The sequence below is a fragment of the Streptomyces sp. NPDC001393 genome, assembly GCF_053597455.1.
Genome location: NZ_JBSFIH010000080.1, coordinates 13,682 through 32,363, shown reverse-complemented (window position 1 = coordinate 32,363; position 18,682 = coordinate 13,682). Strand labels below are relative to the sequence as shown.

Annotated in this window: 15 protein-coding genes and 1 pseudogene; 9 read left to right on the top strand and 7 right to left on the bottom strand. The window is 71.3% G+C overall.

What is annotated here, in order from left to right:
* Window positions 1–366 (top strand): annotated as a pseudogene (locus ACWC2T_RS42310) (oxidoreductase); the annotation flags it as partial.
* A gap of 112 nt (window positions 367–478) precedes the next feature.
* Here the strand turns inward: ACWC2T_RS42310 and ACWC2T_RS42305 are convergent.
* Together ACWC2T_RS42305 and ACWC2T_RS42300 are read right to left on the bottom strand one after the other, a co-directional pair.
* Window positions 479–1,381, bottom strand: a complete 903-nt coding sequence (locus ACWC2T_RS42305; protein WP_450675612.1) for a phospholipid scramblase-related protein — start codon at window positions 1,379–1,381, stop codon at window positions 479–481.
* A 66-nt stretch (window positions 1,382–1,447) separates the two neighbouring features.
* Window positions 1,448–3,496, bottom strand: coding sequence for a phosphocholine-specific phospholipase C (locus ACWC2T_RS42300; protein ID WP_450675611.1), 2,049 nt, complete (start codon window positions 3,494–3,496; stop codon window positions 1,448–1,450).
* A gap of 371 nt (window positions 3,497–3,867) precedes the next feature.
* On the opposite strand from ACWC2T_RS42300, the gene ACWC2T_RS42295 reads away from it, so the two are divergent.
* Genes ACWC2T_RS42295 through ACWC2T_RS42285 form a run of 3 tightly spaced genes read left to right on the top strand, consistent with a single transcriptional unit; the run spans window position 3,868 to window position 6,025 of the window.
* Window positions 3,868–4,932 (top strand): Rieske 2Fe-2S domain-containing protein, encoded by a 1,065-nt coding sequence (locus ACWC2T_RS42295; RefSeq protein ID WP_450675610.1) that lies wholly within the window; start codon window positions 3,868–3,870, stop codon window positions 4,930–4,932.
* Complete coding sequence (locus tag ACWC2T_RS42290) at window positions 4,929–5,099, top strand: hypothetical protein (protein ID WP_450675609.1); 171 nt, start codon at window positions 4,929–4,931, stop codon at window positions 5,097–5,099. Before ACWC2T_RS42295 ends, ACWC2T_RS42290 begins: the two co-directional genes overlap by 4 nt.
* Window positions 5,096–6,025, top strand: coding sequence for a PDR/VanB family oxidoreductase (locus tag ACWC2T_RS42285; RefSeq protein WP_450675608.1), 930 nt, complete (start codon window positions 5,096–5,098; stop codon window positions 6,023–6,025). Before ACWC2T_RS42290 ends, ACWC2T_RS42285 begins: the two co-directional genes overlap by 4 nt.
* 231 nt (window positions 6,026–6,256) lie before the next feature.
* On the opposite strand, the gene ACWC2T_RS42280 is transcribed toward ACWC2T_RS42285, so the two are convergent.
* A complete protein-coding gene (locus tag ACWC2T_RS42280; RefSeq protein WP_450675607.1) occupies window positions 6,257–6,928 on the bottom strand; it encodes an MmyB family transcriptional regulator in 672 nt (223 codons plus the stop codon).
* A gap of 240 nt (window positions 6,929–7,168) precedes the next feature.
* Here ACWC2T_RS42280 and ACWC2T_RS42275 point away from each other — a divergent pair, with 240 nt between their 5' ends.
* From ACWC2T_RS42275 to ACWC2T_RS42265, 3 genes are all read left to right on the top strand, one after another.
* The gene (locus tag ACWC2T_RS42275) at window positions 7,169–7,825 is read left to right on the top strand and encodes a helix-turn-helix domain-containing protein (protein WP_450675606.1); all 657 of its coding nucleotides are present in this window, start codon (window positions 7,169–7,171) and stop codon (window positions 7,823–7,825) included.
* Window positions 7,826–7,839: 14 nt separating this feature from the next.
* A complete protein-coding gene (locus tag ACWC2T_RS42270) occupies window positions 7,840–8,397 on the top strand; it encodes a toxin-antitoxin system, toxin component (protein WP_450675605.1) in 558 nt (185 codons plus the stop codon).
* A 331-nt stretch (window positions 8,398–8,728) separates the two neighbouring features.
* Complete coding sequence (locus tag ACWC2T_RS42265) at window positions 8,729–8,956, top strand: hypothetical protein (protein WP_450675604.1); 228 nt, start codon at window positions 8,729–8,731, stop codon at window positions 8,954–8,956.
* A 52-nt stretch (window positions 8,957–9,008) separates the two neighbouring features.
* Here the strand turns inward: ACWC2T_RS42265 and ACWC2T_RS42260 are convergent, their stop codons facing one another.
* Entirely contained in the window at window positions 9,009–9,689 is a 681-nt protein-coding gene (locus tag ACWC2T_RS42260; RefSeq protein ID WP_450675603.1) for a 4'-phosphopantetheinyl transferase family protein, read from the bottom strand.
* The gene (locus ACWC2T_RS42255; protein ID WP_450675602.1) at window positions 9,637–10,542 is read right to left on the bottom strand and encodes a metallophosphoesterase family protein; all 906 of its coding nucleotides are present in this window, start codon (window positions 10,540–10,542) and stop codon (window positions 9,637–9,639) included. Before ACWC2T_RS42255 ends, ACWC2T_RS42260 begins: the two co-directional genes overlap by 53 nt.
* Before the next feature lie 321 nt (window positions 10,543–10,863).
* Between ACWC2T_RS42255 and ACWC2T_RS42250 the strand changes: the two genes are divergently transcribed.
* A complete protein-coding gene (locus ACWC2T_RS42250) occupies window positions 10,864–11,970 on the top strand; it encodes an ATP-grasp domain-containing protein (RefSeq protein ID WP_450675601.1) in 1,107 nt (368 codons plus the stop codon).
* Window positions 11,971–12,101: 131 nt separating this feature from the next.
* Window positions 12,102–13,790 carry a carbohydrate binding domain-containing protein gene (locus ACWC2T_RS42245; protein WP_450675600.1) on the top strand — a complete coding sequence of 563 codons (1,689 nt, stop codon included), beginning with the start codon at window positions 12,102–12,104 and terminating at the stop codon, window positions 13,788–13,790.
* Window positions 13,791–14,057: 267 nt separating this feature from the next.
* Here the strand turns inward: ACWC2T_RS42245 and ACWC2T_RS42240 are convergent, their stop codons facing one another.
* Window positions 14,058–17,117, bottom strand: a complete 3,060-nt coding sequence (locus ACWC2T_RS42240; RefSeq protein ID WP_450675599.1) for an alpha-mannosidase — start codon at window positions 17,115–17,117, stop codon at window positions 14,058–14,060.
* 55 nt (window positions 17,118–17,172) lie between these two features.
* Window positions 17,173–18,510: a 6-phospho-beta-glucosidase gene (locus ACWC2T_RS42235; protein ID WP_450675598.1), complete on the bottom strand. Its 1,338-nt coding sequence runs from the start codon at window positions 18,508–18,510 to the stop codon at window positions 17,173–17,175.
* Window positions 18,511–18,682 lie beyond the last annotated feature (172 nt).

Sequence of the window (18,682 nt, the reverse complement as noted above, 5' to 3'; positions counted from 1 at the left end):
CTCGGCCGCGACGCCGGCGTCCGGGCCTTCGCCCTGCACCCCGGCGGCATCATCACCCCGCTCCAACGGCACCTGCCCAAGGAGGAGATGATCGACCGCGGCTGGATCGACGAGGACGGCAACGTACTCAACCCCGAGGGCTTCAAGACCCCGCAGCAGGGTGCGGCCACCCAGGTGTGGGCGGCGACCTCGCCGCAACTCGACGGGCTCGGTGGCGTCTACCTGGAGGACTGCGACATCGCCGAGGTCGCGCCGGAGGGCGACGAGCGCGTCGGCGTCAAGGACTGGGCGATCGATCCGGCACAGGCTGCGCGGCTGTGGGAGCTGTCGGCGGAGCTGACCGGGGTCAACGCGTTCGCCGCCTAGTTCCTGGGCGTTCGGCCCCGCCGCACGACGGCGGCCGGTGCGCGTGCATCCCGCGCACCGGCCGCCGTGGCCGCAGCTGTCGTACCGCGTGTTCTCCCCCGTCGGGGCCCGCTCAGTTCCAGCCCCGCGAGTCCTGCTTGAGCGCGGTGTCGACGGTCAGGGCCGTCGCCACCACGAGGCTCAGCAGCGGCTCGGGCAACTGGTAGTGGATCTGCAGGACGTAGTTGTCCGCGGTCGTGAAGAGCGTCTTGGCGAGGCCCTCCCAGGTCTTGGTGATCCGGGCGACCTCGTTGTCCGCGTGGTCGACGATCGCGAAGTTCCACGCCCGCCAGTTCTCCGCCTTGATCGCGCCGACCTGCTGGCCGTTCGCGTTCATCGCGAAGTTGATCTTCCCGATCATGTTCTGCTGGACGATCTCGCCGACCGGCGAGCCGTCCGGACGCGTCACGACGACCCGGGACTTGAAGAACTTCGCGGGCCGGGTCAGCACCAGCTGCGGCTGGCCGTAGGCGTCACGGATCTCCAGCTTGTGGGTCATGAACTGGTCGAGGCTGGAGACGAAGCGCACGACCTTCTTCAGCGCGCCCTGCCCGACCTCGGTGACCGAGCCGATGTCCCGGCCGTTCTGGTCCATGACCTTGTACTCGTTGGTGAGCTCGATCAGCTTGGCCTTCTGGTTCACGACCAGGACGGGCTCGGTGAAGAGGGTACCGCCGCCGGGGCCGCTCGCCGCGACCCCGGCCTGCTGCTGCACCTGGCGCTGCACCCTGGGGTCGGCGCCCTGCGCGTGCGGGGCGCCGAACTGCTGGGCGGGCGCCTGCTGCTGCGGCGCGCCGAACTGCTGCGAGGCGGCCTGCGACTGCGGGGCGGTCTGCTGCTGCGGAACCTGACCGGCGGGCTGCTGCGCCGGGTTGGTGTGCTCGGTCCACTGCATGCCGTCCCAGTAGCGGAGCGTCTGCGGTGCTCCGTGCGGATCCGGGTACCAGCCTGCCGGAGTGTTCGATTGCGTGGTCACCGGGGCACACTACCTTGATATGACCCGTACCTGACCAGTCCGCACGGAGCGGTGTTCATCGCCCGTTCACCCCACGGCGATCGCCGGGTCGCTGACGCCGGGGTGGCCGTTCTCGACATGGCCGGCGAAGCCGCGCAGGAACGCCGGGTCGGCCTCGCAGGTGACCGTCACGTCGTACCAGCGCTTGCTCGCCGTGAGGTCCACGGTGTGCCGGACGGTCGCGCCGGGCCGTACGGTCACCGTCGCCGGGGCACCGCCGTAACCACTGGCCACCTTCAGCTTTACCGTGCCGGATCCCTTGTTGGTGAAGGTGAGTTCCAGGTCGTCGCCCACGTGCCGCGCGGTCGCCTCCGGTCCCGCGGCCCCACCCTTGCCCTTGAAGACGCGCAGGAAACCGTTGGGTCCGTGCACGGCGAGGTCGTGCACGCCACCGGAGTAGGCCGAGTTCCAGGTGTCGGTCAGGGACTTGCCGGCCGCGGTGGTGTAGGTCCAGGGGCCGTCGGTGCGGTTGCCGGAGGTCACCAGGAAGGCGGTGCCCGCGTGCGCCCCCGAGGCGAACGTGAGCGTGAGGGTGCCCGCCGCGGTGTCCGCGGAACCGTCCACCACCGGGGCGTACTTCAACGGGCGGGTGGGCCGGCTGCCGCGCTCCTGCCGGGGCAGGGCGGGGTGGGCGGGCGGCTTGGGCACGTAGTCCGGGTGCCGGTTGTGGTCCGGCGGCTCGTAGGCGGCCGTGGACGGCAGCGCCACCGGCTTGGTGTCCTTGCGGGAGAAGTCGAAGGCGCTGGTCAGATCGCCGACGACGGCGCGGCGCCAGGGAGAGACGTTCGGCTCGTGCACACCGAAACGGCGCTCGATGAACCGGATGATCGAGGTGTGGTCGAAGGTCTCCGAGCAGACGTAACCGCCCTTGCTCCACGGGGAGACGACCAGCATCGGCACACGCTGACCGAGGCCGTAGGGGCCGGCGACATGACTCGCGTCGCCCTTGTACAGGTCGAGGGAGGGGTCCACGGTCGACTTGCCCTGGGCCCCGGAGGCCGGCGGGAAGGGCGGTATGACGTGGTCGAAGAAGCCGTCGTTCTCGTCGTAGGTGATGAACAGCGCGGTCTTCCCCCACACCTCGGGGTTGGAGGTGAGCGCGTCCAGGACCTGCGAGACGTACCAGGCGCCGTAGTTGGCGGGCCAGTTGGGGTGTTCGGTGAAGGCCTCGGGGGCGACGATCCAGGAGACCTGCGGCAGCCTGCCGGCCTTGACGTCGGCCTTCAGCCGGTCGAAGAAGCCCTCGCCCTTGCGGGCGTCGGTGCCGGTGCGCGCCTTGTCGTACAGCGGGTCGCCGGGCTTGGCCTCGCGGTACTGGTTGAAGTAGAGCAGGGCGTTGTCGCCGTAGTTGCCGCGGTAGGCGTCCTGGATCCAGCCCCAGCCGCCGTTCGCGTCGAGGCCGTCGCCGACGTCCTGGTAGATCTTCCAGGAGACCCCGGCCTTCTCCAGGCGCTCGGGGTACGTCGTCCAGCCGTAGCCCTTCTCGTCGTTGCCGAGGACCGGGCCGCCGCCCTGGCCGTCGTTGCCGACGTAACCGCTCCACATGTAGTAGCGGTTCGGGTCGGTCGAGCCCATGAACGAGCAGTGGTAGGCGTCACAGATGGTGAAGGCGTCCGCGAGCGCGTAGTGGAACGGTATGTCCTTGCGGGTCAGGTGCGCCATGGTCGTGGTGCCCTTGGCCGGCACCCACTTGTCGTACTTGCCGCCGTTGAAGGCGGCGTGGGTGTCCTGCCAGCCGTGCGGTAGGTCCTGGATGAACGCGAGGCCCAGGTCGTCGGCGTCCGGGTGGAAGGGCAGGATGTCCTTGGTGCCGTCCGACTGCTGCCAGACCGACCGGCCGTTCTGCGAGACGGCGCGGGGGTCACCGAAGCCCCGGACGCCCCGGAGTGTGCCGAAGTAGTGGTCGAAGGATCGGTTCTCCTGCATGAGGACGACGATGTGCTCGACGTCCTTGACCGTGCCGGTGCGGTGGTGCGCGGGCAGTGCGGCGGCGCGCTGGATGCTGCTGGACAGCGCGGTGAACGCCGTGGTGGCGCCCGCGAGTTGGAGGAATCGGCGCCGGTTGACTTCGGGCATGGGTCTGCGGGTCCTCTCGTCCTGACGTAACGCGTTGCCGTCCAAGTGACGGAATGTGCGCGGAGCGAGTGTTCCAAGAGCACCAAACGTCAGGGAAGGGTCTGGTGGCGCCCGTGTGAAAGTCGGGGGTACGGCAGGAGGTGGGGGGACGGCTCGTACCGGTGTCGCGCCGGCACGGATCCGGTGCGGTGACCGTCAGGTTCTTGGCGTCCCGGCGCAGCAGCCGCTCGGCGAGGTCGTCGACAGGGCTTCGGCGGCGGACGGCCAAAGACTCCCGGCGAACGGTTCTTCCGTGAGGCGGAAGCCGGCATTGCGGCCGGGCCGACGGCTCCCGACGATGTGGCCACCACCCACAGACGGGAGCCGCAGCCATGCCGCACATGACCGCTTTCGCGCGGAACCAGTGGTACGTCGCCGCCTACAGTGAGGAGGTCGGGCACGAGGTGCTCGGCCGCACGATCCTCGGGGAACCGCTCGTCCTGTACCGCGCCGAGGAGGACGGCACCCCGGTCGCCCTGCACGACCGGTGCGTCCACCGCCGCTATCCGCTCTCCTCGAGCGGCCTGGACGGCGACCGGATCGTCTGCGGTTACCACGGTTTCACCTACGACCGCACCGGCGCCTGTGTGTACGTGCCGGGCCAGAAACGGATCCCGCGCACCGCGCGCGTCGCCTCCTACCCGGTGGTGGAGCAGGACTCGCTCATCTGGGTGTGGGTCGGCGACCCGGCGCTCGCCGACCCGCAGACCATCCCGCGGGCCCGGCACCTGGCCTCCCCCGGCTGGACGACCGTGCGCGGCATGGAGCCGATCGACGCCGACTACGGCCTGCTCGTCGACAACCTCCTCGACCTGTCCCACGAGACGTATCTGCACGGCGGTTACATCGGCACCCCCGAGGTCGCCGAGACGCCCATCACCACCGAGGTGGACGAGGGCGCGGGCGTGGTCCGGGTCAGCCGGCACATGGACGACGCCGACTGCCCGCCGTTCTACGCCCGTTCGACCGGCATCGAGGGCCGGATCACCCGCTGGCAGGACATCGAGTACCACGCGCCCTGCCTGTATCTGCTGCACAGCCGGATCGCGCCGGTGGGCGTCGTCCCGGAGCCGGACGGCAGCGATCCGCACGGATTCCACACGGAGATCACCTACGCCATCACACCCTCCGCGGACGGCAAGGTGTACGACTTCTGGGCGGTGTCCCGGGACTGGGCGACCGAGGACGCCGAGGTCACCGTGTTCCTGCGGGGCAACAACCACACCGTCGTCATGCAGGACGTGGACGCGCTCAACCTGCTGCAGCGCACCCTCGGCACCGAACGCACCGGCTACCAGGAGCTGAGCATCAACATCGACACCGGCGGCCTTGCCGCGCGCCGCGTCCTGGCCCGGCTGGTCGAGGAGGGCGACAAGCCGGTCGAGGGGGTCCGGTGAGCCCCGGCACCGGCGAGGTCTACCGGATCGACTGGCTGCCGGGCACGGACGTGCTGCACGGCACCTGCCACTGCGGTGCGGAGCACAGCGCCGAGGACCCGGTGCTGATGTGGGAGTGGATGCTGGCGCATCCCGAAGGACACGACAGCGCAGAGGCCGTACGGTGACCGAACTCGAACTCGTCGTCAGCGCAAGGGAGTTCGCCGCCGAGGGGGTGCTGACCCTGACGCTGTGCGATCCGCTGGGCCGCGAGCTGCCCGTCTGGGATCCCGGCGCCCATGTGGACCTCCTGCTCGGGCCGGGGCTGGAGCGGCAGTACTCGCTGTGCGGGGATCCGGCGGATCGGTCGGCGTGGCGGATCGCGGTGTTGCGCGAACCGTCGGGTCGGGGCGGATCGGCCCATGTGCACGAGCAGTTGGGCGAGGGAGACAAGGTACGGGTGCGCGGGCCGCGCAACCACTTCCGGCAGGAGCCCGCGCCCCGCTACCGCTTCATCGCGGGCGGCATCGGCATCACCCCGATCCTGCCGATGCTCGCGGCGGCCGAACGCGCGGGCGCCGACTGGACGTTGCTCTACGGCGGACGCACCCGCTCCTCGATGGCGTTCACCGGGGAGCTGGCACGCTACGGCGACAAGGTCACCCTCGCCCCGCAGGACGAGACCGGCCTGCTCGACCTGGGCCCGGTGCTGGAGGACCTGCCTGACGGCACCCTGGTGTACTGCTGCGGCCCGGGGCCGCTGCTGGACGCCGTCGAGGAACGCTGCCCGGCCGGGGCGCTGCGGGTGGAGCGCTTCCAGCCGAAGGAGCAACGGGCGGGCGGCGACGAGCAGTTCGAGGTCGTCCTCGCCCGCAGCGGCCGTACCGTCACCGTCCCGCCGCAGGTGTCCGTGCTGGACGCGGTGCGCGCCGCCGGGGTCGAGGTGCTGTACTCCTGCACGGAGGGGACCTGCGGCACCTGCGAGACGGACGTGGTGGAGGGCACCCCGGAGCACCGGGACTCGGTCCTCACCGAGGAGGAGCGGTCGGCCGGTGACACGATGATGATCTGCGTGTCCCGGTGCCGGGGCGCCCGTCTGGTGCTGGATCTGTGACGCGGTCCTGTATCAGGACGTCCTGAGCATCAGGATCACGAACCCGGATCTGCGGGACCGTGACGTGCCGGACGCGCTGGAGCAGGTTCGTCCCGTCCAGTTCGACGGCCTCGTAGAGCTCGCAGCGCAGCGCCTCGTTGGCGGGACCGAGGCGGCGGCACCTCCGGCCGTCTGCGTAGGGAGCGGTTCGGACCCGGCGCCGCCGGCGACCTGAACGCCGGCGGTGCCGGGTCAGTCCTCGGGGGTGCGGACGACCGTGAGGTGCCCCGCCGGGCCGCGCGGCCGGCGCGGGCGGCGTACCGGCGCGGCGGGCCGGCGGTTCTCGCGCAGCACCATCGAAAGGCGCCGGTGGCCGAGGTCGCGCAGGACCTGGGGCGTCTCCTCGACGATGCGGCACTCGGTGGGGCCGCGCCGCGGGTCGGGGTGGAGCAGCAGCCGGACGGCCCCGTCGAGCCGGGTCGCGCTCTCGCCGACGGCGTGGATCCAGTGCGGCAGGCCCTGCCGGTAGGCGGCCTCCATGAGCGGGTCCTGGGCGAGGTCCCGGCGGATCGCCTGGAGTTCCTGGTCGTGGCCGTACGTCTCCAGGGCGGTCCTCAGGTGGGCCAGCATCGGCAGGCACCAGCCCTGTTCGTGCTCGCCGAGGACGTCGGCCGCGTCCGGGTGGAACAGAACGAACCGCAGGAAGTTGTCCCCGGGCATGGCCGTCGCGTGCCGGCGCACCCCGCGGAAAAGTGTCTCGAACGCGCCGTTGGCCATGACCACGTCCCAGCGGTGGTCGACGACCAGGGACGGGACGGCGAGGGACTCCAGCAGTACGGCGTAGTCCTGGAGGTACGCCTGGGTCTCGCAGGTGTCGGGGACGGGCCGCGGCGCCGGCCACTGCCCTCCTGCCTGATGTGCCATCGGGAGGTCACCCCTCTTGCCTCTGCGGCCTTCACGCGGCCCTGCGATCCTGCGGCCCGCGACAAGACCATGTCAACTATCGTGGCATTCCGCGCTCGTTGACGGCTGAAATTCGCCACAGTTGTGGCGACACCTGGATGTGAGTTCGAGGCACCCGCTACTCTCCGGGAAGTTCACGGCGACCGCTCGTGAGAAGCACGGACACATCGGAAGACCTCGAGAGACGTAGGAGTTCTGTCGGTGACGGATGGCTACGAGGATCCGGGCGCCACGGCGACCGCCCAGCTGCCGGCCGTCGTCGCCCGCGTCGCCGCGCTCGCCGACCGGCTCGGCGTGCCGCACACCGAGGTCTTCGACGTCGGGCGGCTCTCCGTGGCCTGCGGGGTCCCGGAGCCGGTGGTCAAGGCCCTGCTCGCCGGCCGGCCCGCCGGTGAACCGGACGTGCAGGCGCGCTTTCTGCAGCGCCTGGGCCTGCTGCGGCGGACTCGGCTGAAACCCAACGGCCGCAAGTACACCCAGCAGGAGATCGCCGACGGCGCGGGCATGTCCCGGCAGCAGGCCGGCGCCCTCATCAACGGCGACCGGCGGCCGACCATGGAGCACTGCGACGCGCTCCAGCGTTTCTTCCGGGTGCACGCGGGCTTCCTCACCGCGGAGGACCCCGAGGCGCTGGCGGGTGCGCTGCAGCGCACCGAGCAGGAGCTGCTGACCAAGCTCGCCGACCGGGAGCGGGCCGCCGCGAGGGCCGACGGGGACCCGCTGGAGCGGCTGCTGCAGGACCACGGGGTGCGTGGCATAGCCTGGCGGGCCGCGCAGTTGCCCACCGACCAGCACCGGGACAAGGTCGCGGAGTGGCTCGACATGCTCCTGGAGAGCGTCAAACGGCCCGAGTCGTGAGCCGGGGGAGGGCTGTGGGCATCGGCAGGGACATGCGCCGGCTGTGCAACGAGCTGGTCGGCGGGCTGACGCTGCCCGCGCCGGCACCGCCCGGGGAGCTGTACGGCGCGCTGTGCGCGGCGATGAGCCGCCGCCGGGGCCGCCCGGTGGTCTTCCGTGCGGCCGTCTTCCCGCCGGGCACGGCGAGCGGCCTGTGGCTGGACCTGACCGATCGTGACCTCGTCGTCGTGGAGGAACGCACCGCGCCCGACCACCAGTTGGTCATCCTCGGCCACGAGCTGTGGCACATGCAGGCCGACCACCGCGGACACCACGTCGACGGCGTCGGGGTCGCCACCCGGCTGCTGCACGACGGCGCCGACCAGGAGGCGCTGCAGGCCACGGTGCAGCGGGTCGCGGCCCGGACCCGTTTCGACCTGGCCGAGGAGCGGGACGCCGAGACCTTCGGTCTGCTGCTGGCCAGCAAGTGCCGTACCTGGCTGGCCGGTTCGGCCCTGCGCGGCCCCGTCCAGCGCGACGACGTGGCCGGGCGCATCGAGGTGTCCCTGGGGTATCCGGGGCCGCAGGGCTGATCGGGCCGCAGGGCTGATCGGGCCGCAGGGCTGATCGGGCCATGCGGCTGATCGGGCCAAGGGGCTGATCGGGCCAAAGGGCTGGTCCGAGGGCCGTGTGGCGGATGGCGGATGGCCGTGGGCCCTGCCGTCGTCCCGGGGACCTGCCGTCGTGCGCCGGACGCCACTCATCCGGGCGCGTCACTCCTGCAGGCCTCACCGAAAGGATTCGGCCTCGGCTGAGCGGGCTAACCGGGACGCGACCGAAGGGCGTTGTCAGTGGTGGGCGGCAAGCTGGAGAGGTGCGCAGCACAGCGCGCGACCGTGATGCCTACTCGGGGAGAGCCGACCGATGCCCACCGCCGTACTGACCGACCGCGAGCGCACCGCCGTACAGGCCTATCTGCGGCTGCTGCACACCGTGCGCGCCGTCTTCGACGGGCCGCCGGACGTCGGGCGGCCCGCCATGGTGCCGCCCACCGTGCTGGCCGAGGCGGAACGGGCTCTGGCGCGCGCGGGCCTCGCGGGCAACGAGGAGCAGTTCTTCCGGCTGCTGCGGGACTGGTGTCCGCCGACCTGACCGGGCCCGGCGCCGCGCGCCGCTGCAGGGGTTTGCGCGCCGCTGCCGGGTTTCAGGGGTGCGGGACGACCACGGCGGTGGCGACCACCCCGTCCCGTACGGCCCACCTGCCGTCGAAGACCTGGATCCGGCGGCCGCCGACCCGTGGCCCGCGGACGAGGAGTTCGGCACGCAGCGTGCCGTGCGCCGCGTCGCCGGGGCTCGGGGCGAGGGTGATGTCGGCCTCGGAGAAGTCCAGCCAGGTGCGGGTCAGCGGGAACCACGCCTTGTAGACGGACTCCTTGGTGCTGAACAGGATCCGGTCCCAGTGCACGTCGGGCCGCTGCCCGGCGAGCCGGTCGAGCCGCTCGGCCTCGGCGGGCAGGCAGACGAAGGCGCGGACATCCTCCGGGAGCGGCCCGTCCGGTTCGGCGTCGATGCCCAGGGAGGCCAGGTCGTCGGTGCGGGCCAGCGCGGCGGCGCAGTAGTCCGTGCAGTGGGTCATGCTGCCGATCAGGCCGTCCGGCCAGCGCGGCGCGCCCCGCTCGCCGCTGAGGACGGGCTGCGCCGGCACGCCGAGTTTCTCCATGGCACGCCGGGCGCAGCCGCGTACGGCGGCGAACTCGCGCCGACGCCTGGCCACGGCACGCTCGATGTGCACTGCCTCCCCGGGGTAGATCGGAGCGTCCCACAGCGGGTCGTCACGCTGTGCCTCCACGGCCACGACCGACTCCGGGAGCAGCTCCTCGATCACCGGCTTCGACCTCCATCGGCAGGATGCGGCGCAGCCTTCCCGGCTGCTCCGGGCGCTTGCGCCATTCACGGGGATAGCCTACGGAGACCTCCTCGAAGCGGACTCCGTCGTGCCAGGTGGTGCGCGGGATGTGCAGATGGCCGTAGACCATGGTCGCGACGCGGAACCGGCGGTGCCAGTCGGCGGTGAGCAGGGTGCCGCACCACATGGCGAACTCGGGGTACCACAGCACCTCGGTGGGATGCCGGTGCAGCGGGTAGTGGTTGACCGGTACGACGGGCAGGTCCGGCGGCAGCTCGGCGAGCCTGCGCTCGGTCTCGGCGACCCGCGCCCGGCACCAGGCGTCACGGGTCGGATAGGGATCGGGGTGCAGCAGGTACTCGTCGTTGCAGACCACGCCGGTGCCCTCCGCGTAGGCCAGGCCCTCGGCCTTGGTGGCGCAGCCGGGCGGCAGGAAGGAGTAGTCGTACAGCAGGAACAGCGGGGCGACGACGGCCGGGCCGCCGGGGCCTTGCCACACCGGGTAGGGATCCTCGGGGGTGACGACGCCCAGCTCGCGGCACAGCCCGACCAGGTGCTCGTAGCGGGCGACGCCGCGCAGGGTGACCGGATCCTTCGGGTGCGTCCACAGCTCGTGGTTGCCGGGGACCCACAGCACCTTGCGGAAACGGTCCGCGAACCGCTCCAGGGTCCAGCGGATGTCGGCCACCGTCTCGGCGATGTCACCGGCCACGATCAGCCAGTCCTCGTCGCTGGTGGGCCGCATGTCCTCGACCAGCGCGCGGTTCTCCGGATAGCCGATGTGCAGGTCGCTGACGGCCAGCAGCTGCCCGGCCCCGGCCGCAGACTCCACCCTGCACCCCTTTCGATCATCCTCCGTCGGGACCACGAGAACACATGGGCACACACCCCGACAAGAGGTTCCCCGGCCGCCGTGTCGCGAGGTCGCGGCGGCGGGCCGGCGCCGACCGGAAGGACGTCCGGCGAGCCTACTGGACGAGTCCGGGAAAGCCGTAACATCCGCGTTGCACGCGCGGGCTCTTGAAAGCCGTATGATCGCCCCGACACCAGCATCCAACCCCCCTTTTCTCCGGGGCCGTTTGGCGTCCCTTCCTTCCTCCTGCCCGGGCACGGGCCGCCGAGTCCTGCCCGAAAACCGTGAAAGGCGGCCTGCATGCTCTCTCGCGTACGCGTCTGGCTCAACCGCACGTACGCGGAGAACGTGTTCTTCATGGATCAGCTGCGCAGAAATCCCAGCGATCGTGCGGTGGAGATCCATGCCACGCACGGGGACCCCGACTCCCCCGTCCTGGCCGCCGCCGACACCGCCGACCTGGAACCGGAGGGCCTGTCCCCGGCGGCCTACGTCGAGTACGCGCTCGACCAGTGCGCCCGGCGCGGCATCGACGTGTTCGTGCCCCGGCTGCACCAGGCGGCGATCGTGCGGCACCGCGCGGAGTTCGCGGCGGCGGGTACGGCCCTGCTGGCGCCCACCCCCGAGGCGGTCGCCGTGTTCGAGGACAAGGCGACCGCGTACGAGGCGGTCCGCTCGGTGGGCGTCCCGGTGCCGCCGTGGTGGCGGGTGCGTACGGCAGACGAACTCCTCGGCGCCGTCGAGGAGTTGGAGGCGGCCGGGCACAAGGCGTGCTTCAAGCCGGCCGCCGGTGCCGGCGGGGTCGGCTTCCGGGTGATCACCCGCGCGCCGTTCTCGCTCGCCGCCCTCGAGGGCTTCCCGAGCCCGTACGTCCAGCTCGACCTGGTCGTCGAGGCGCTGCGGCGGTCCGGGCAGCCGGTGGACTGGCTGGTGATGCCGCGCCTGGAGCAGCCCGAGGTGTCGGTCGACTGCCTGACCGGCACGGACAACCGGCTGCGGCTCGCGGTGGGCCGCACCAAGAACGGCCGGCGACGGGGCTTCACCCTGGACGAGCGGTGGCTGGAGCCGGCCCGGCTGATCGCCGAGGGCTTCGGGCTGCACCACCTGTCCAACATCCAGTTCCGGATGTTCGGCGACCGGCCGGTGCTGCTGGATGTCAACACGCGGCCCGCCGGGGGCCTGCATCAGCTGTCGCTCTGCGGGGTGAACGCGCCGTGGGCCGCCGTGCAGTTGGCACTGGGTGAGGATCCTGGGGTGATCGAGCCGCCGTTCCTGGGCCAGGACTACACGGTGGTTGCAGGGCCGCGCGCGCTTGTGCCCACGGGGCTTCCCCGGCAGAGAGAGGCAGAGATCGCATTGCCTCTCCCCGCCCAGGTGGCTTCGGCGGTGGAAGTCCTGCCGCTTTAGGCACGCGCACTCACCGGTATGGACCAATCCGGCCAGATCCCTTGACAGCTCGATTGGTCCATACCAAATTCATGGGCGCACCTCCGCACAGCCGTGCACTCCCGAACACCCCATCCCCACAGGGAGATCGCGTGCGCAATCCACTCGGACGTCACAGACGTCGGCTTCTCGCTCTCCTCGGTTCCGTCGCCCTGGCGGTCGGCGGGGCCATCGCCCTTCCGGGTACCGCTCAGGCGGCCAACATCCTCACCAACCCCGGCTTCGAGTCCGGCGGCCTCTCCCCCTGGACCTGCACCGGCAATCTCGGCTCGGTCGTCTCCTCCCCCGTGCACAGCGGCACCAAGGCGCTGCAGGGCGCGGTGACCGACAGCGACAACGCACAGTGCAGCCAGACGGTTGCCGTGCAGCCGAACACCACGTACACCCTCAGCGGCTGGGTACGCGGCAGTTACGTGTACCTGGGTGTGAACGGCGGCGCCTCGACCTGGACGACGTCACCGACGGCGTACAGTCAGTTGAGCGTCTCCTTCACCACCGGTGCCTCGCAGACCAGCGCCACCATCTACGTCCACGGCTGGTACGCCCAGGGCACCTACTGGGCCGACGACATCGGCCTGGACGGTCCGGGCGGCGGCGGGGGCGGCGGTGACACCCAGGCGCCGACCGCGCCGACGGGACTGACCTCCACCGGGAAGACGTCGTCGAGCGTCTCCCTGTCGTGGAACGCCGCCACGGACAACGTGGGCGTCACCGGTTACGACATCTACAGCGGCTCGAACCAGGTGCTGACCGTCTCCGGCACGTCCGCCACGGTCAGCGGGCTGTCGCCCAGCACGTCGTACACCTTCACGGTCAAGGCGCACGACGCGGCCGGGAACGTCTCGGCCGCCTCCAACGCCGTCTCCGTGACCACGGACGCGGGCAGCGGCGGCGGTGCCGGGTTCACGCAGGCCGCGCCGTATCTGTACGAGGGCTGGGGCGATCCGCCGAGCCCGACGACGGTGATGAGCGCGACCGGGATCAAGTGGTTCACGATGGCGTTCGTGCTGGACTCCGGCGGCTGCACCCCGGCCTGGGACGGCAGCCGGCCGCTCACCGGCGGCGCCGACCAGAGCGCGATCAACGCCGTCCGGTCCGCCGGCGGTGACATCGTGCCGTCCTTCGGCGGCTGGCAGGGCAGCAAGCTGGGCGCCAACTGCTCCTCGGCGGCCGCGCTCGCCAGCGCCATCCAGAAGGTGATCGACGCCTACGGTCTGAAAGCCGTCGACATGGACATCGAGAACACGGACGAGTTCGAGAACGAGGCCGTGCAGGCGAAGATCCTCACCGCGCTGAAGACGGTCAAGGCCAACAACCCCGGCCTGAAGACCATCGTCACCTTCGGCACCTCGACCACCGGGCCGACGTACTACGGCAACCGGTTGATCGAGCAGGCGCAGTCGCTCGGCGCGAACATCGACGTGTTCACGATCATGCCGTTCGACTTCGGCGGCGGCTCGGACATGTACGGCAACACCGTGAACGCCGCCGAGGGCCTGAAGAACAAGCTGAAGTCGACCTTCGGCTGGGACGACGCGACCGCCTACGCGCACATCGGCATCTCGGGCATGAACGGGCTGTCCGACCAGCAGGAGACGACCAGCCCGGCGATCTGGACCCAGATCCGCGACTGGGCGAACTCGCACCACATCGCGCGGCTCGCCTTCTGGTCGGTCAACCGTGACCGGCCGTGCCCGGGCGGCGGCGTGGTGAGCAACTGCTCCGGCATCAGCCAGAACAACTGGCAGTTCACCTCGATCACGGCCGGGTTCACCGGCTGAGCGCGCCCTCGGTGTCCCCCGGTTCTCAGGACCGGGGGACATTTTTCCGGCAGGGGTGTATCAGAGCGCGGCCTCGCGGCTCTCCATGACAGCAACGGGAAACCCACGGGGGAACGACGGGGGGATCCACGGGGGCCACGGGGGAACGGGGGCCACGGGGGAACGGGCCGGCCGGTCGCGGTCACGGGGGGCGACCGGCCGGCCCGGTGGGTCGGGGGTGCGATGCCGCCGTCCGGAGCCAGAGCCCGTGAGCCCGGATCGCCCGGCCTACGACCGGCTCGCCCCGGCCCGCCGCAGACGCAGGGTCAGGACCTGGAAGGGCCGCAGCGCGAGCGGGACCGAGCCGTCGGGGCCCGTCTCCGCGTCGGCCAGCGGTCGCTCCAGCAGATCGGTGACCTCCGCTCCGGCCAGCGGGAACCCGGTGCGCAGCACGCCCGTGGCCCGGCCGCCCCGGGACTCGTACAGCCGGACCACCACGTCCCCGGAGCCGTCGTCGGCCAGCTTGACCGCCTCCACGGTCACGCCCTCGCCCTCGGTGCGGACGACCGGCTCGGGCTCGCCGGCCGAATCGGCCACGCGCAGCGGCAGGTTGAGGGCGTAGCCCTCGGCGACCGCGTCCTCGACGGTCGCGCCGGGCAGCAGGGCGTAGGTGAAGCGGTGCCGACCCTGGTCGGCCTCGGGGTCGGGGACGCGCGGGGCACGGACCAGGCTGAGGCGTACCGTGGTCGTCGTACCCCCGTCCTCGCGCACGGTACGGGAGACGTCGTGGCCGTAGGTGGAGTCGTTGACGACGGCGACCCCATACCCGGCTTCGGCGATGTGCACCCAGCGGTGGCCGCAGACCTCGAAACGGGCCGCCTCCCAGCTGGTGTTGGTGTGGGTGGGCCGCTGGACGTGGCCGAACTGGATCTCGGCCGAGGAGTGCGGGGCGCGCAGATCGACGGGGAAGCCCGCCTTGAGGATCTTCTCCGTCTCGTGCCAGTCGATGTCCGTCTCGACGTCGATGCGGGCGCTCCCGGCGCGGACGGTGATCGTCTGGGTGATGCGGGACCCCTTGCCGAAGGAGCGGACCACTCGGATCGCGCCCACCAGGGGGTCCTCCTCGACCACCGTGACCGAGTCGGGCTCCAGCAGGTCGGTGTAGCGGTTCTTGTAGTGCTTGTCGATGTCCCAGGCGTCCCAGCAGTTGGGCAGGTCGGTGTGGAGGCGGAGCAGATTTCCCCGGCCGGCGAGGACTTCGCGGTCGGCCCGTAGATCGTATACAGACGACAGTGTTCCGTCTTCGGCCACCTGCACCCGAACGATCCCGTTGTCCAGCGTGTACCCCTCGACCGTGACCGGGTGCGGGGGTTCGGCGGGCGTGAGGGGCGCGGAACCGTTCGCGGGCACCCTCACGAACACCGGTGATCCCTCGGGGGTGCGGACCACCTCGGCGCGGTCTCGGGGGCCGGCGTTGAACACGCGGGGCCCGCCGGCGCCCAGGGCGGCGATCGCCTCACGCGTGAGCGCCGCCAACTCCCCCGCCACACGGGCGTATTCGGCCTCGGCCTCGCGGTGCACCCAGGCGATGGAGGAGCCGGGCAGGATGTCGTGGAACTGGTGCAGCAGGACCGTCTTCCACAGGCGGTCCAGCTTCTCGTGGGGGTAGGCGTAGTCCGGGGCGTGCAGGGCGGCCGTGGTGGCCCACAGCTCGGCCTCGCGCAGCAGGTGTTCGGAGCGCCGGTTGCCCTGTTTGGTGCGGGCCTGGGTGGTGTAGGTGGCGCGGTGCAGCTCCAGGTACAGCTCGCCCGCCCAGACCGGGGCGTCCGGGTACTCCTCGCGGGCCTTGGCGAAGAAGGCGTCGGGGTGTTCGATCTCGACCCTGGCCGAGCCCTCCAGGTCCTTCAGGCGGCGGGCGCGTTCCATGATCTCGCGGGTGGGGCCGCCTCCGCCGTCGCCCCAGCCGAAGGGGGCGAGGGAGCGGGTGGCGCCGCCCTTCTCGGCGTAGTTGCGCACCGCACGGGCCATCTCCCCGCCGCTGAAGCGGGCGTTGTAGGTGTCGATGGGCGGGAAGTGGGTGAAGATGCGGGTGCCGTCGATGCCCTCCCACCAGAAGGTGTGGTGCGGGAAGATGTTGGTCTGGTTCCAGGAGATCTTCTGGGTGAGGAACCACTCGTTGCCGGCGAGCCTGGCCAGCTGCGGGTAGGCCGCGGTGTAGCCGAAGGAGTCCGGCAGCCAGACGCCCTTGGTCTCGATGCCGAAGTGGTCCATGAAGAACCGTTTGCCGTGCACCAGTTGGCGGGCCAGGGCCTCGCCACCGGGCAGGTTGCCGTCGGCCTCCACCCACATCCCGCCGACGGGCGCCCACTGGCCCTTCGCGACCGACTTCTTGATCCGCTCCCACACGTGCGGGTAGTGGTCGTGCACCCACTCGTACTGCTGGGCCTGGGAGCAGGCGAAGACGAACTCCTCGTACTCGTCGGCGAGCGCGGTGACGTTGGCGAAGGTCCGGGACGTCTTGCGCTTGGTCTCACGGATCGGCCACAGCCAGGCGGTGTCGATGTGCGCGTGGCCGACACCGGAGACGATGTGGGCGCTGGCGTGCGCGGGCCTGGCGAGCACCGGGCGCAGGGACTCCCGTACGGCGGGTGCCGAGGCGGAGACGTCGTCCAGGTCGAGCAGGTCCATGGCGCGGTCGAGGGCGTGCAGGATCTCGTGCCGGCGCGGGTCGTGCTCGCCGAGTTCCAGCATCAGTTCGCGCAGCACCTGCAGGTCGAGGTCGAGGTGCCAGACCTGCTCGTCGAGAACGGCGAGGTCGGCGCGGCGGAATGTATACAGTGGACGGTCGCCTGCAGTCCGGAGGTCACCGAGCGGGGTCGGTCCGGCGAAGCCGTTCGCGAGGATGTCCGGGTTGGAGGCCGCCTCCACCAGGTAGTCGACCGCCTCGCCGCCCGCCGCAGGGTGGGCGACCGGCACGTACTGGTTGAGGGGGTTGACCGCCTTCAGCGGGGTGCCGTCGGTGCGGTGGACGAGCGCCTCGGCCTGGTTGCCGGGCCAGTCACCGACGAAGCCGAGGTCGATGACCGACTCCACCCGCCGGCCGGCCCACTGGTCGGGCACCCGGCCACGCATCCGGAACCAGGTCGTCCCCCAGGGCGGACCCCAGGGGGTGTCCCTCGCGAAGGGCGTGTACGGGGCGGCCGCGGCCTCCTCGAAGGAGACCGGTTCACCGGGAGCCTGCCAGGCCGTCACCTCCAGCGGGACGCTCGCCGCATAGATCGCGGACTTGATGCGCTGGTGGTGGAGGCGTTCGACGCGGTCCTCGATCCGGCGGCGTTCGTCGTGCATGGAGGTCTCCAGAGGGAGAGACGAGCAAAGGATGGAAAGCGCTTACTGATTCTGCTCACCCAAGGTACGCCAGGCCAGGATGGACCTCGCGGTAGCCCTCGACCAGCCTGCGGGCCACGTTGACCGAGTCGACCAGCGGATGCAGCGCGAACGCCTTCACCGCCGTCCGCAGGGAACCGGACTCGGCGGCGGCGAGCACCTCCCGCTCGACGGCCTTGACCGAGCAGACCAGCCCGGTTGCGTGATCGGGCAGCGGGGCGACGGCGACCGGGTGGGCGCCGCCCGCATCGACCCGGCAGGGGGCCTCGATCACGGCGTCCTTGTCGAGCGCGGACAACGAGTCGCCGTTGCGCACGTTGAGGATCAGCGTGGTCCGCTCGTCGCGGGCGATGGCCCGCATCAGGGCGAGCGCGACCTTCTCGTAACCGCCCGACAGATCCTCCGCCTCCCGCTCGCCCGCGCCGGCGCTCTCGCGGTTCTCGGCCATGTAGGTGGCCTCGCGCTCGGCGCGGGTGCGGTCCCACACGTCCAGCGCGGACCGGTCCGCGCGCAGGGCCTCCGTGTAGAACCGGGCCTGCTGGTCGCGCAGGAAGGCGCCCCGGGTTCGCTCGGCCTGCTGGTAGGCGCGTACGGCTTCCCGGTTGAAGTAGTAGTAGTGCAGATACTCGTTGGGGATCGCGCCGAGCGACTGCAGCCAGTCGACGCCGAACAGCCTGCCTTCCTCGAAGGAGCCCAGCAGGACGGGGTCGGCGAGCAGACGCGGGAGCTCGTCGCGCCCGGCGACGCGCAGACCGCGCACCCAGCCGAGGTGGTTGAGGCCGACGTAGTCGACGAAGGCCTCCTCCGGGTCGGCGCCGAGGACCCGGGCGATACGGCGGCCGAGGCCGACGGGCGAGTCGCAGATGCCGATGACGCGGTCGCCCAGGTGCCGGGACATGGCCTCGGTGACCAGTCCTGCCGGGTTGGTGAAGTTGATGACCCAGGCCTCGGGTGCGAGGCGGGCCACGCGCCGGGCGATGTCGACGGCAACCGGCACGGTGCGCAGGCCGTAGGCGATGCCGCCCGCGCCGACGGTCTCCTGCCCGAGCACACCCTCGGCGAGCGCCACCCGCTCGTCGTTCGCCCTGCCCTCCAGGCCGCCGACGCGGATCGCGGAGAAGACGAAGTCCGCGCCGGCGAGCGCCTCGTCCAGGCCGGTGGTGGCGGTCACCCGGGGCGCGTCGGGGATGCCGGCGGCCTGCTCGTCCAGTACCCGGCGCACTGCATACAGTCGACGCTCGTCCAGGTCGTGCAGGACGACCTCGGTGACCCGCCCTTCGGCGTGGTCGGTCAGCAGGGCACCGTACACGAGCGGCACCCGGAACCCGCCGCCACCCAGAATCGTCAGCTTCACCTCTGCACCCTTCCCCGAACTCCCACCACGGCCACCTCGGCCCCGCAGACCTCCGCCGTGCCCGTACCTGGGAACTCGGCGGCGTCCACCCCACGAGTCTGCCGGTGATGACCTCGATCCGGCGGGCGGGCCTGCGGGCGGCGCCGATGTCCGACAGAGCGAGGTGGGCCGG